The organism is Aquisalimonas sp. (assembly GCF_007120195.1).
GTDB lineage: Bacteria > Pseudomonadota > Gammaproteobacteria > Nitrococcales > Aquisalimonadaceae > Aquisalimonas.
Map to the genome: position 1 here is coordinate 1 of NZ_SKOG01000218.1, position 13710 is coordinate 13710.

The following is a 13710-nucleotide window of genomic DNA, read 5'->3' on the forward strand; positions in this document are numbered from 1 at the left end:
AGTGTCCTGTCCCGTAAATAAGTTGCGAAAATTGGCGTGGATCCTGACGGTTCCTGGCAAGGCGCGCCGAGGAGGCGTAGCGGGGACTACGGCGAGGAGGCGCAACGCCGCCAGGGGCCGTCAGGGCCGCGACAATCGTAACGTTATTTGCGGGACAGGACACTAGCCAGCGGCCCAACCGCCCTCACATCGGTTTGTGGGGTGCCCGGCGGCCCGTTATGCTGCAAGGTACTCTCCAATTGGCAAGGAGTCGGATCATGCGACCGACTGTTTTCATCGCCGACCTGCACCTGGACGAGCGTCGACCGCAAATCGTGCAGCTGTTTCTGCGATTCCTCCGGGAGACCGCGGGCCGTGCCGACGCCCTGTACATCCTCGGCGACCTGTTCGAGGCATGGATCGGAGACGACGCCGCCCCCCCCGATCACCCCGTGCTCGCCAGCATGCGGGCCTTCTCAGCCACGGGCACCCCGCTGTACGTGATGCACGGCAACCGCGACTTTCTGCTGGGCAGCCAGTTCGCCGAAATCACCGGCGCCCAGCTACTCGATGACCCCACCGTCACGCGCCTGGGGGACGAGCCCGTGCTGCTCACGCACGGCGACCTGCTGTGTACGGACGACCATGAATACCAACAGTTCCGTGCCATGGTGCGCGACCCGGACTGGCAGAAAGTCTTCCTCGCTCGCCCGGTGGAGGAACGCATCGCCATGGCGAAAGAAGCGCGCGACGAGAGCACCTCACGCAACAGCGCACTGGCCGAAACCTCCGATACCATCATGGACGTCAATGGTGACGCGGTTGTCAAGGCCATGCGCGAGCATGGCGTCCACCGTATAATCCACGGCCACACCCACCGGCCGAACACCCATACCTTCGAGTTGGACGGTCGCCCGGCCACCCGTATCGTGCTCGGCGACTGGTACGATCAAGGGAGCGTGCTGTGGTATCAGGAGGGCGATTACGAGCTAAAGCACCTGCCGCTGGCAGGGCGCGAGGCATGAAGCGGCGCGCAGGCGGTGGATGAGGTCCTGCCCCTCCATTTCCTGCGGCTTGCCGCAGATCGCACAGCGCCATCATGCTGACTCATCGGGCCATGAACCACTGAATCAGCCGCTGCACGACGCCGCCGTAAGGCGGGTAGAGCAGCCGTGTGGGATTGACGCGGCCGCGGGTGAATACCGCCTTCTGGTGGGAGAAGGTCAGGAACCCGTGGTGGCCGTGATAGTGGCCCATGCCGGACTCGCCCACCCCGCCAAACGGCAGTTCCTCCTGCGCCACATGGAGCATGGTGTCGTTAATGCAGACCCCCCCGGCGTGACTGTGGGTCAGCACCCGCTGCTGACGCGCGCGCTCCTGCCCGAAGTAGTACAGTGCGAGCGGCCGCGGCCGGGCTTGCACGTACGCAAGCGCCGCCTCCAGGTCCGGCACGGTCACGATCGGAAGAATCGGGCCGAACAGCTCCTCCCGCAGCACCCGGGCCTGTGCCGGTGCCTCCAGCACCAGATGTGGCGCCAGTTTGCGGGTGCCCTGCAAGTCGTCGCCGCCCGGATTCAGTGGCAGCACCTGCGCCCCCCGTTCGCGCGCATCCTCAAGCAGGCCCTGCAAGCGCGCGTATTGCGCCTCGTTGATAATGCTCGCGTAATCGGTGTTTTCCCGCAGGCGCGGATACAAACGCGGCAACGCCCCCTGGATGCCCGCCACCAGCGCCTCCCGGCGGGCAGGTGTGCACAAAACATAGTCCGGCGCGATGCACGTCTGCCCCGCATTCACCAGCTTGCCAAACAGCAGCCGCTCCACGGTGGGCCCCAGCGGCGCGTCCTCATCCACGATCACCGGCGACTTGCCGCCAAGCTCCAGGGTCACGGGTGTGAGATTCTCCGCGGCCGCGGCCATGACCCGCCGCCCCACAGTGGTGGAGCCGGTAAAAATCAGATGATCGAATGGCAAGCTCGCAAACGCCTGGCTGACCGGCACATCACCCAGCACCACCGCCACTTCGTCCGCGCTGAACGCCTCGGCCAGCAGCTTGCGCAGCACGGCGTTGCTCTCCGGGGTGAACTCCGAGAGCTTCATCATGGCCCGGTTACCCGCGGCCAGTGCACCCGTGAGCGGCGCCAGGGCGAGGAGGACGGGATAATTCCAGGGCACCATGATGCCGACTACACCCAGGGGCTGATAGACGATGCGCGCCCCGGCCGGCTGCATGATCGGGTGGAGCGAACGCCGGCGGCTGCGCATCCAGCGCCCCGCGTGGCGCTTTGCGTGCCGGATGCCCATGAGGGTGGGCACGATGTCGACCGTCATCGTCTCGAATCGAGAGCGTCCGCCGAAATCCCGGGAAATGGCCTCTGCCAGCTCGCCCTGGTAGGCCGACACCGCCCGGCGCAGGCGCTCCAGGGCATCACGGCGAGATGCGGCATCCGGGTACGGCGACGCCCGAAAGGCCTCACGCTGGCGCTCCAGGCAACGGGGCATCCACTCGATGATCCCCATTTCGTCCGCCGCGCTCCCGGAACCTGAGGGCATGGCATTCGTTGTCGCGCTCATGGCAGCTCCCGCATCGGGCAGCGGACTGCAGCCGTCATGGAGCCAGTGTCTCCCGCCCTCCTGGGCACCCGGCCGCTGCGCTCCCGCATGCTCAAAGCACCACCTCCAGGAGCTGCGGGCCGCGCGCTTGCATGGCCGCGGCGAACTGGCTGTTGAATGATTCGGTGGATTCGATTCGGTGCGACTCGAGACCCATTCCACGGCCCAGGGCCACCCAGTCGAGGGTCGGCTCGCCGATATCCATAAGCTGCCGGGCGCCCTCGCCCACGTCGCCGAGTCCAAGCCGCTCGAACTCGTGATGAAGGATGCGGTAGCTGCGGTTGGCATAGACCACCACGGTGATATCCAGCCGCTCCCTGGCCATGGTCCAAAGGGACTGCACGTTGTACATGCCGGCTCCGTCGGCCTGCAGACACAGCACCTTGCGGTCCGGGCAGGCCACGGCAGCGCCGAGGCCCACAGTCAGGCCGCCCCCGAGCGCGCCACCGGTCAGCGACAGCCAGTCATGGGGCGGACATCCCGCGGTCGCCTCGGGCAATCCCCCGCGGGAGGTCACTGCCTCGTCGGAGACAATGGCGTGCTCGGGCAGATAAGCAGCAACACTCTGGCCGACGGCCTCGGGCGTCAGCGCCCCAGTGGCCGGCGCGGGCACCGACGCCTCCTGCACCGTGGCCCCATCTTCCGGGGCGCCGAGCATTTCACACAACGTCTCCAGCGCCGCCACGGAATCCTCCCCCGGGGCCGCCAGCGTGTGAATCCGGCAGCTCTCGGGGGTCAACCAGCTCGGTTGCCCCGGATAGGCAAAGAAACCCACGGGCGGGACGGTCTCCACCAGCACCAGGTGGCGCGTTTGACCCAACAGCGCCGCCCCCTGCTCCGGGTAGCGGGGGAAGCGTTGCACGGGGCTGCGCCCCGCACCACGCTGCAGCCGCGAGGTGAACGTGTCCGCCAGGACGGTGGCCCCGGTGGCGTTGGCCAATCGGCTCGCCGCATGCAGCCCGTCGGCGCGCACGGCCGCACCGTTCATGAGGAGGACGGTGGGCTCACCGGAGCGAAGCGCCGTCGCCACCTCCTGCAATACGGCGTCGTCCACGGCCCGTCGCCGGGGTGGCGGCAGCGCGGCACCGGGCTCACCGGCCTCGTCCCAGCTGCAGTCCGCCGGCAGGATCAGGCTGGCGATCTGCCCGGGAGGCCCGTGGGCGGCCTGCACGGCAGCGCGCGCATCGGCCGCGAGCACACGCGCCGAGGCGCAGGTCCGCAGCCAGCCGGAAACCGGCCTGGCATAGGCCGCCACGTCCGAGGCCAGCGGTGTCTCATAGCGTCGATGCCAGGTGGCATGCTCGCCCACCACGTTGACAATCGGCGTGCGGGCACGCATGGCATTGTGCAGCTGCGAGAGCCCGTTACCCAGGCCCGGCCCCAAGTGAAACAGGGTCGCGGCCGGCTTGTCCGCCATGCGGGCGTAACCGTCCGCGGCGCCTGCCACCACCCCCTCGAACAGCCCCAGCACGGGCCGCATGCCGCGCACACGATCCAGGGCGGCGACGAAGTGCATTTCGGATGTGCCCGGGTTGGCGAAACACACTTCCACTCCGCCGTTCATCAGGGTGCGCAGCAACGCCTCGGCGCCGTTCATCATCTTCTCCTGTAATGGTGGTTATGCCGGCCATCTGTCTCCAGGGTGAGCGCCCTGGGTCAAAGGCGGGTCGCCTCAGCCGATGACGCGCTGCCGGCGCAGCTCGGCGATGGCCTCGTCGGAGTGGCCCAGGATGTCACGAAGTATAGTATCGGTCTGCTCGCCCAGCCGTGGGGCCGGCCGGGTGCTGTCCAGCGGTGTCGCCGAGTAGCGGATGGGGTTGGCCACCGCGGGGACGGCCCCGAGCTGCGGGTGCTCCGTGACGGTCTGCATGCCCCGGGCCTGGATCTGGGGGTCGGCGAACACGCGATCGATGCTGTTCACCGGGCCGCAGGGCACGCCGGCGGCTTCCAGGTCGGCAAGCCAGGCACCCGTGGCGCGGGTGCGGAATACGGCGCTAAGCTCCGGGATCAGCACCTCCCGATTCGCCACCCTGGCGGCATTGGTGGCGTAGCGGTGATCGTCTGGCAGATCGGGCCGCGCCATGATCTCACACAGCCGCCGAAACTGCTCATCGTTGCCCACGGTCAGCACCAGGTAACCATCGCGGGTGGGAAACGTTTGATAGGGCACGATGTTCGGGTGCGCATTGCCCATGCGCCCCGGCACCTGACCGCCGACGAGGTAGTTCATGGCCTGATTCGCCAGGGTGGCCACCTGCACATCCAGCAGCGCGAGGTCAATGTGCTGGCCCTCGCCGGTGCGCTCCCGGTGGGCCAGTGCGCCCAGGCTGGCGACGGTGGCGTACAGGCCGGTAAGAATATCCGTGAGTGCCACCCCCACCTTGGTGGGCTCGCCGCCGTCGGCATCCGGTGCCCCGGTAATGCTCATGAGCCCGCCCATGGCCTGGAGCAGAAAATCGTACCCCGCGCGCTCTCGGTAGGGGCCCGTCTGACCGAAGCCCGTAATCGAGCAATAGATGAGCCGCGGATTCACGCCCCGCAGGCTGGCGTAATCCAGCCCGTAGCGCCTCAGGCCGCCCACCTTGTAGTTCTCCAGCAGGATGTCGCTTTGCGCCGCGAGCGCCCGCACCAGTGCCTGGCCCTCAGGGCGGGTAAGATCGATGGCAACGGAGTGCTTGCCGCGATTGGTCGAGAGGTAGTAGGCGGACTCGGCGGGGTGGCCATCGGCGTCATTGAGATATGGCGGGCCCCAGCCCCGGGTGTCATCACCACGCCCGGGCCGCTCGACCTTGATCACCTCCGCGCCCAGGTCGGCGAGCAACTGGCCCGCCCAGGGACCGGCGAGGATGCGACTCAGATCGAGCACACGGACAGTTTCGAGGACGGCGGGCATGGGTGGAAGGGATCCCGTTGAGTTGTGGACGTGTGGCGCCACGGAGACAACGGGGCACCCGATGGTGGGCACCCCGTTTGCTGAAGCGATGTCGCCGGAGCGCCTCAGCGAACCTTGTCCAGCGCCTGCGAGAACTCAGGAACCGCCTGGAACAGGTCGGCGACCAGCCCATAATCCGCCACCTCGAAAATCGGCGCCTCTTCGTCCTTGTTGATGGCAACAATCACCTTGGAGCCTTCCATTCCGGCCAGGTGCTGAATGGCACCGGAAATGCCCACGGCGATGTAGAGGTCCGGAGCGACAATCTTGCCCGTCTGCCCGACCTGATAGTCATTCGGCACGAAACCGGCATCCACCGCCGCCCGGGAGGCGCCCAAGGCAGCATTAAGCTTATCGGCGACGTCTTCCAGGATCTTGAAGTTCTCGCCACTGCCCATGCCGCGGCCGCCAGAGACCACAATCTTCGCTGAAGTCAGCTCCGGGCGGTCGGACTTGGTCAGCTCCTGGCTGACGAAATCGGCAAGGCCGCTGTGCTCGGTTGCCTCGACCGCCTCTACGGCGGCAGACCCGCCCTCGGCCGCAGCCGGCTCGAAGGCGGTGGGCCGCACGGTAATGACCTTGGTACTGTCCGTGGACTGTACGGTGGCCATGGCATTACCGGCATAAATCGGCCGTGTGAAGGTGTCTTCGGACTCCACCTCGGTGATTTCGGAGATCTGGGCCACATCCAGCAGGGCCGCCACGCGCGGCATGAAGTTCTTGCCGAAGGTGGTCGCCGGGGCGAGAATATGGCTGTAGTCACCGGCCATACCCGACACCAGGCTGGCCAGATCCTCGGCCAGGCCGTGCTCGTAGTGCGCCGCATCGGCGACGCGCACCCGGCTCACCCCGTCCACTTTGGCGGCGGCCTCGGCCGCGGCACTGCAGTCCTTGCCGGCAACCAACACATCGACATCGCCGCCGATCGCTTTGGCGGCACTGACCGTGCCCAGGGTCGAGGACGCCAGTGCCGAGTTGTCATGTTCTGCTACGACGAGAATGGTCATGTCAGATCACCTTCGCTTCATTCTTGAGCTTATCCACCAACTCGGCCACATCCGCCACCTTGACGCCGCCCTTGCGCTTCGGCGGCTCGGAGACCTTGACCGTCTTCAGGCGCGGGGTCGTGTCGACGCCGAGATCAGCGGGCGTCAACTTGTCAAGCTGCTTCTTCTTCGCCTTCATGATGTTGGGTAGCTTGGCATAGCGCGGCTCATTGAGGCGCAGATCGGTGGTCACCACCGCCGGCAGCTTCAAAGCCACGGTCTCCGCACCGCCGTCGATCTCTCGGGTGACCTGGATCTTGCCCTCCTCCACCGCAACTACGGAGGCGAACGTGCCCTGGCCCCAACCCATCAGCGCGGCGAACATCTGCCCGGTCTGGTTGGCATCATCATCGATCGCCTGCTTGCCGAGGATCACCAAGTCGGGGGGTTCCTTCTCGGCCACCGCCTTGAGCAACTTGGCGACCGTGAGCGGCTCCAGCGGATCACTGGTTTCCACCAGGATGCCACGGTCGCCCCCCATGGCCAGCGCCGTGCGGATGGTCTCCTGGCACTGGCTCACCCCCATGGACACCACCACCACCTCTTCCGCGACACCCTTTTCCTTGAGGCGCACGGCTTCCTCAACGGCGATTTCGTCGAAGGGGTTCATGGACATCTTCACGTTGGCGGTCTCTACGCCGCTGCCATCCGCCTTGACGCGGACTTTGACGTTGTAGTCCACCACGCGCTTCACAGGGACCAGAATCTTCATAGCATCTCCGTTCTGCATTGTGCGCTTGGCGAGCAATGGGTGTAACAGGCTGACCGGGATCGCTTGGGGAGCGTCGCCCGACCGCGTAATTTATTCCGCGCTGCAAAACTCTATTTCGTTTTATCCTACCGAGCACAGATATAGATAACGAGCACAACCGTGTCAAATTATCTCATCCGCGTTCGGTCATCCGAGCTAAGAGTATTGTACAGAATGTCCCCGACTTGTCGCCTGCGCCGAGGGCGCCGCTGAGCTACCTCTGGGCGTGGCTCGCCCCGTTTTCGATCACCCACGCTGCAGCCATGTTATAGTATTGCAGAGACTGAACGAGAGACGCGCTCACGTATGGGTACGAATGTTGTCACGCCGTTCAAGCATGCCGATCACGACCACGAACATTGCGTGGACGATGCCCTCAACCGTGCCGAACGGCAATGTCGGGACAACGGCGTTCGGCTAACGGCGATCCGGCGGCGCGTCCTGGAGCTTATCTGGCGCCGTCACGAGCCCATGAAGGCTTACGATCTGCTCGATATGCTGCGTTCAGAGCGCCGCAGCGCCGCGCCGCCGACGGTCTACCGCGCATTGGACTTCCTGCTGGAAGAGGGCCTCGTTCATCGCATCGAGTCCCTGAACGCCTTTGTCGGCTGTGGCGATCCCAAGCAGCCGCATGTGGGGCAATTCCTGATCTGCCAGCACTGTAATGCCGTGGCCGAACTTAACGATGGCGACGTTTACCGGGTGCTGAGCAACAAAGCGGCGGAACTGGGATTCCAGGTCAATTCCCAAACCATCGAGATCAACGGAATCTGCCCAGCCTGCCGGCAGGCGACCCAGGCCGCGGACAGCTTAGAATCGCCCCCGAACGGTGGCTAATCCCGCGGGCCTGACCGCACGGTCGGCTTGCCACTGACCGCCATCCGTCATATTGTGACCCCGCCATTGCTTATGGAGTCGAGCCACGCCATGCGCGCATTCGTCTGGAGGCTTGGTGTTACCCTCGGCCTCGGTAGTGCCCTATTGATCAATGGCCAGAGTCTGGCCGGCGGCGACCGCATGGATCTCAGCGAGGCTTACCGCCTTGCGGTGGAGCAGGATCCCAGCCTGCGCGCCGCCCAGGCGCGGTTGCGGGCAAGCGAGGAGCTGCAACCCCAGGCGCGCGCCCTGTTTCTGCCCCGCATCAACCTGGAAGCCGGCGTCAACCAGAATTGGGAGAACCAAGAATTCGGCGACCTGGGGCGCGATAGTGCCGACTTCCAGAGCTGGTCCGCCGGGGTCACCCTGACGCAGCCGCTATTCCGCCGGGAGAGTTTTGCCCTGGCCGACCAGGCCGACATTCTGCAGAACCAGGCCGGCCTGCAATATGCGCAGAGCCAGCAGGCTATTCTCCTGCGCGTGAGCGAAGTCTACTTCGACACGCTACTGGCCCAAGACACACTACGGTTCACGGAAGCCGAGCTGGAAGCCGTCGAGTCGGAGCTGCGCCGTGCAGAACGCGCCCTGGAGGTCGGCAGTGGCACCGTCACGGACCGTGATGAGGCGCAGGCCCGTTTCGATCAGGTTGAGGCGCAACGACTGCGCGCGGAGAACGACCTCCGGGTCGCCCGCCAGAATCTGCGCAGCGTGATCGGTCAGCCACCGCGCGAGTTGGCAGAACTGCGCGAGGATTTTACCGCCCAACCCCCCTCGCCGGACTCCGCGGATATCTGGGCCGACCGCGCCGAACGCAACAATCTGAACGTGCGCCTGGCTGAAGGCGAGTTCGAGCGCTCGCGCACCGAGATCCGACGGGTACGCGGCGAGCGTTTCCCCCGCGTCGATCTGGTTGCCAGTTACGGCCGCAATTACCAGAGCGACAGCCTTGGCTTTCGACAACCAGGTGCGACGCAACCGGGGTTCGATGGCGCCATCGACGCAGAACAGACGACTGTGGGGCTGCAACTCACCATGCCGCTGTACGCCGGCGGCTCGGCATCATCCCAGGTGCGCGAAGCCCAGGCCGAGCGGGACGCCTTCTTCGAGGACTCCATTGACGCCAAGCGCCAGGCCAGCCTGGAGGCGGAGTCCGCCTACCTGAACCTGGTCTCCAATCTGCGCCAGATCAGTGCCTTCGAACAGGCGCTGCAATCGGTCATGAGCACGGAACGCTCGACCCGCCGCGGCCTGGAAGTCGGTCTTCGCACCACCCTGGACGTGCTCAACGTCCAGCGCGACCGCTTTGCCACCCAACGGGATCTGGCGCAGGCGCGGTATAACTACCTGCTCAACTACCTTCAACTTCAGGTCGCCGTCGGCTCCGCCGTGGACGCGTCCACCATCGACGACGTGAATTTCTTCCTGGCTGACGAGGCGGCCGACGAAATCGAGGACCTCTCCAGTCTCGATGAGGTGGAAACTCCCGAAGACCCGGACAGGCTGGAGCAGGATAACGACCTGGAATGACGCCATGAAAAAGCGCCTGGCGGCGGCCGGATCCCTGTCCCGGTGGCTGCCGGCCGTGCTCCTGGTGCTCTCACTCGGCGGCTGTGCCGCCTTGACCGCGCTCGACCCGGACGAGGCATTCAGCGAACCGCCGCAGGCGGTGGAGCTGACCGATGTGCCCCACCACCCGCAGGAGGCGTTGCAATGCGGACCGGCCGCTCTGGCGGCAATGCTCCAGTGGAGCGGCCACGACGTTGCGCCCGAGACCTTGAAACCGGACCTTTTCGTCCCCGCCCGGAGAGGCACCTTTCAGAGCGAGATCAAGGCACAGTCCCGTGCCCGGGACCGCGTCCCTTATCGGATCCCAGGCACCCACGATGCCATTGTCGCCGAGCTGCACGCCGGCAACCCGGTCATGGTCTTCCAGAACCTGGGCCTGGGCTGGCTACCCGTGTGGCATTACGCCGTGGTGGTCGGCTACAAACCGGACAACCACGCGTATGTCCTCCGGTCTGGTGAGCACAAGCGCCAGATCACAACGCTGGACCGCTTCCGCCGCACCTGGGAGCGCGGTGATAACTGGGCCATCGTGGTCGTTCGCCCCGACGAGCTGCCCGCCACGGCGCAACCTGCCCACTGGCTGCGCGCTGGCCTCGACCTGGAGGAGACGGGTCGCGCCAGTGCAGCGCGCGCTGCCTACGAGCGCGGCCGTGCACACTGGCCGCGGCACGGCGGCTTCCATGTCGCCCTGGTCAATCTGCATCACGGCGAAGGCGACGCACGGGGCGCGGCGGCCGCCGCCCGCCGGGGGCTCGATGAAGCCGAAAGCCTGCGTGGCGTACTCAACAACAACCTTGCCATGCTCCTGCTGGAGCAGGGGCGGTACGCGGACGCGGAAAACAAGGCCCGGGCAGCGCTGGAAGTCGACAGCCCATTCACCGACGCCTTCAAGGACACGCTGGAGACCATTTGCCAGCAACGCACAGACGGCGCCGCCTGCGACGCGCAAGCCGACTGACGGGCGCCAGGATTGTTACACTGGTGGCGGATCGCTCACTCGCCTCACCGGAGGGCCCAATGGACGAACAGACCCGCACCGAACTGGAAGCCGCCGCATTCCGTCAGCTCGTCAGTCACTTGCGGGAGCGCACGGACGTCCAAAACCTGGACCTCATGAACCTCGCCGGTTTCTGCCGTAACTGTCTATCCAAGTGGTACCGCGCCGCCGCCGAGCAGCGCGGCGTGGTCATGACCGACGAGGAGGCAAAGGAGATCATCTACGGCATGCCGTACAGCGAGTGGAAGGAGAAGTACCAGAAGTAGCAACACGCCCTGAATCCGGCCAGATCGAGTGCAGCGCGAGTCACAATGATATAAGATAACGATTTTCGCTCGGACAATCCCGGACCCCATGCCCCGCGTCGTGATCGCCGCCACCGCCGGCCTGTTCCTGCTGTCCGGCTTCGCCGCCCTGGTATACCAAGTCCTATGGGTCCGGGAGTTGGGGCTGCTGTTCGGCAACACCGCCCAAGCTGCCGCCCTGGCCATCGCCATTTTCTTCGCCGGCCTGGCCGCGGGGGGCTGGCTCTGGGGGCGGCTCGCTCCAACGGTCCGGTCTCCGCTCAGGGCTTTCGGACTGCTTGAGCTTGGCGTGGCCGCGACGGCCCTGGGCCACTTCTTTCTGCTAGACCTCTACCACATGGTTTATCCATGGCTTTTCGCGGCGACCGGTGGAGCCGAGTGGGCGGTATCTGCCCTGCGTGCTGGCCTCGGAGCCGTCATCTTGTTTCCGCCCGCATTCCTGATGGGTGGAACACTGCCGATGATGGGCCAGCACCTGGTCCGAACGACTGGCCGGCTCGCCACCACCGGCACCGCCGTCTACGCCCTCAACACCTTCGGCTCCGCCCTCGGTGCCCTGGCCGCCGGATTCATCCTGCCGCCGGCACTCGGGTTCAACGGCGCCTACCTCCTGGCCATCGGCATTGACGCGGGCGTCGGCGTCGCCGCAATCCTGCTCGCGCTGTGTGCCGTATCAGCAGCCACCGCCGCCCGCAGTGGCACAAAGCAGCGGCGTGAGCGGGAACGGAGGTTGCGGCGGCAAACGCGACCCACCCCCGCTGTCACCGAGGCAGATGCCGCGTTGCCTCATCGCCTGATCTTGCTGGTTGCCCTGGTGTCCGGTCTGGCCACCCTGGGTGTGGAGGTGCTGTGGACCCGCCTGTTCGCCCAGGTGCTGCAGAACTCGGTGTACACGTACGCCGTGGTGCTGGTGGCGTTTCTCATGGCGTTGTCCCTGGGATCGCTGGTCGCGAACGCCCTGGCCCGCCTGTCCCGCCCGGCGCCCCGTCACCTGCTGCTGGCCATGCTGGCGGCGTCAGCCGCGGTGACGGCGGCCTCACCCTGGGCATTCCATGCGGTCACGGGAGGCCTCGCCTACGTCGGTCCGGGAGCTTCGTGGCTGGAATACCTGGCGGCGGTGTCGGTGGTGGCGCTGCTGGTGATGGTGCTGCCGGGGATTCTGCTCGGGCTGACGCTGCCCTATCTGCTTCGGCTCGCCGAGGCAGCCAATCCGCAGCCGGGGGAGATCCTGGGGCGCCTGGTCGCGGTAAACACCACCGGCGCCATTCTCGGCTCCCTGGCGGCCGGTTTCGTTCTGCTCCCCTGGCTTGGCGTCACCGGTAGCCTGCTTGTCCTCGCGGGGCTATACCCCCTGCTGATGTTGCCGCTGATCCTCCGCGAGCCGCTGCCGTGGCACCGGCGGGTGGCGTGGGCCGCGCCGGCGGCCCTGGCCGCCGGTGTGCTCCTGACAGTGCGGGTCGATGGGCCTGCCGCAACGCGGGTGGATGCGTCCGCCGGCGAGGCGCTCGTCGAGGTAATCGAAGGCACCCACGCGACCGCTGCTGTCATCGAGCGCGGCCCCCATCGCCTGATCCGGGTCAACAATTTCTACACGCTGGGCGGCACGGGGGCCCTGGAGTCCGAGCGCAACCAGACTCTGATCCCCATGCTGACGCACCCGGCGCCGCGCTCGGTCTTTTATCTGGGCATGGGGACCGGCATCACAGCGGGTACATCGTTGCTGTTCCCGGTGGAGCGAGTGGATGTCTGCGAGCTGCTGCCCGAAGTGGTGGAACTCGCCGAGCGGCATTTCGAGCCCTGGACCCAGGGGCTGTTCAGTGACGCGCGCGTGGACGTGCGCGCGGAGGACGGCCACCACTGCCTGCGCCACGCGGACACGGACTACGACCTGATCATCAGCGATCTCTTCACCCCCTGGAAGGCGGGCACCGGCAACCTATACACCTTGGAGCACTATCGCCTGGGTCGCGAACGCCTGGCGGACAATGGACTGTTCGTCCAGTGGCTCCCCTTGTACCAGCTGACCGAGGGGGAGTTCTCGACCATCGCACGGACCATGCAGGCGGCGTTTCCGCAGGTGGTCATGTGGCGCGGAGATCTCTTCGCCGACGGCTCCATCGTCGCCCTGGTGGGAACCGAGGAAGGCGTGACGGTCAATCCCGACGCGCTGGTGGAGCACGGACGCTCCTTGGCCAATAATCCCGCGCTGCCCGACGATCTGCTGCAAGCGGTGAGCTTGCGGTTCTATGCCGGGAACATCAGCGAAAGCACCCTGTTCGACGATGCGCCGCTCAACACCCGCGACCGCCCCGTGATCGAATACGCCGCGCCGCGGAGCCAGCGGCGGGTCCAGGCGGGTGAGGACACCTGGATGATCGGCTCACAGCTCGGCCTTCTGTACCAGCAACTGGCCGAGGAGACTTCGCCGGCGCGGGACCCCTACCTGGCACCGCTGGACCGGGCCGGCCATGACTACGTGCATGCAGGCCGGCATTACTACTTCTATAACGTGCTGCGGCTGAACAATCAGGAGGACCTCGCTCAGGCCCAGTTGCAGCGTTTCCTGGAGCTTACGCCATTTGATCAGCCGCCGCCCGCTCCGGACAGCCCCGACACCCGTTCACGCTGGGAGGAAGGCCGCTGAGCCT

11 protein-coding genes are annotated in these 13710 nt (G+C 66.2%); 6 read left to right on the forward strand and 5 right to left on the reverse strand.

The window, feature by feature from the left end:
* The first annotated feature begins 257 nt into the window (after window positions 1-257).
* Window positions 258-1004: a UDP-2,3-diacylglucosamine diphosphatase gene (locus QZT63_RS15415; protein ID WP_290652383.1), complete on the forward strand. Its 747-nt coding sequence runs from the start codon at window positions 258-260 to the stop codon at window positions 1002-1004.
* Between the two features lie 82 nt (window positions 1005-1086).
* On the opposite strand, the gene QZT63_RS15420 is transcribed toward QZT63_RS15415, so the two are convergent.
* The 5 genes from QZT63_RS15420 to QZT63_RS15440 all read right to left on the reverse strand — a co-directional run bounded on the left by QZT63_RS15420 (window position 1087) and on the right by QZT63_RS15440 (window position 7279).
* On the reverse strand, window positions 1087-2550 hold the full coding sequence (locus tag QZT63_RS15420) for a coniferyl aldehyde dehydrogenase (RefSeq protein ID WP_290652384.1): 1464 nt from the start codon (window positions 2548-2550) through the stop codon (window positions 1087-1089).
* Window positions 2551-2641: 91 nt separating this feature from the next.
* The gene (locus QZT63_RS15425) at window positions 2642-4189 is read right to left on the reverse strand and encodes an acetolactate synthase large subunit (RefSeq protein ID WP_290652385.1); all 1548 of its coding nucleotides are present in this window, start codon (window positions 4187-4189) and stop codon (window positions 2642-2644) included.
* Between the two features lie 72 nt (window positions 4190-4261).
* Complete coding sequence (locus QZT63_RS15430; protein ID WP_290652386.1) at window positions 4262-5482, reverse strand: CaiB/BaiF CoA-transferase family protein; 1221 nt, start codon at window positions 5480-5482, stop codon at window positions 4262-4264.
* Window positions 5483-5586: 104 nt separating this feature from the next.
* A complete protein-coding gene (locus QZT63_RS15435; protein ID WP_290652387.1) occupies window positions 5587-6528 on the reverse strand; it encodes an FAD-binding protein in 942 nt (313 codons plus the stop codon).
* 1 nt (window position 6529) lies between these two features.
* On the reverse strand, window positions 6530-7279 hold the full coding sequence (locus QZT63_RS15440) for an electron transfer flavoprotein subunit beta/FixA family protein (protein WP_290652388.1): 750 nt from the start codon (window positions 7277-7279) through the stop codon (window positions 6530-6532).
* A 345-nt stretch (window positions 7280-7624) separates the two neighbouring features.
* On the opposite strand from QZT63_RS15440, the gene QZT63_RS15445 reads away from it, so the two are divergent.
* From QZT63_RS15445 to QZT63_RS15465, 5 genes are all read left to right on the forward strand, one after another.
* A complete protein-coding gene (locus QZT63_RS15445; protein ID WP_290652389.1) occupies window positions 7625-8155 on the forward strand; it encodes a Fur family transcriptional regulator in 531 nt (176 codons plus the stop codon).
* A gap of 90 nt (window positions 8156-8245) precedes the next feature.
* The gene (locus QZT63_RS15450; protein WP_290652390.1) at window positions 8246-9721 is read left to right on the forward strand and encodes a TolC family outer membrane protein; all 1476 of its coding nucleotides are present in this window, start codon (window positions 8246-8248) and stop codon (window positions 9719-9721) included.
* A gap of 4 nt (window positions 9722-9725) precedes the next feature.
* Window positions 9726-10718, forward strand: coding sequence for a PA2778 family cysteine peptidase (locus QZT63_RS15455; protein WP_290652391.1), 993 nt, complete (start codon window positions 9726-9728; stop codon window positions 10716-10718).
* A 59-nt stretch (window positions 10719-10777) separates the two neighbouring features.
* Window positions 10778-11023: a DUF1244 domain-containing protein gene (locus tag QZT63_RS15460; protein WP_290652392.1), complete on the forward strand. Its 246-nt coding sequence runs from the start codon at window positions 10778-10780 to the stop codon at window positions 11021-11023.
* Window positions 11024-11111: 88 nt separating this feature from the next.
* Window positions 11112-13706, forward strand: coding sequence for a fused MFS/spermidine synthase (locus tag QZT63_RS15465; protein WP_290652393.1), 2595 nt, complete (start codon window positions 11112-11114; stop codon window positions 13704-13706).
* The last annotated feature ends 4 nt before the right edge of the window (window positions 13707-13710 follow it).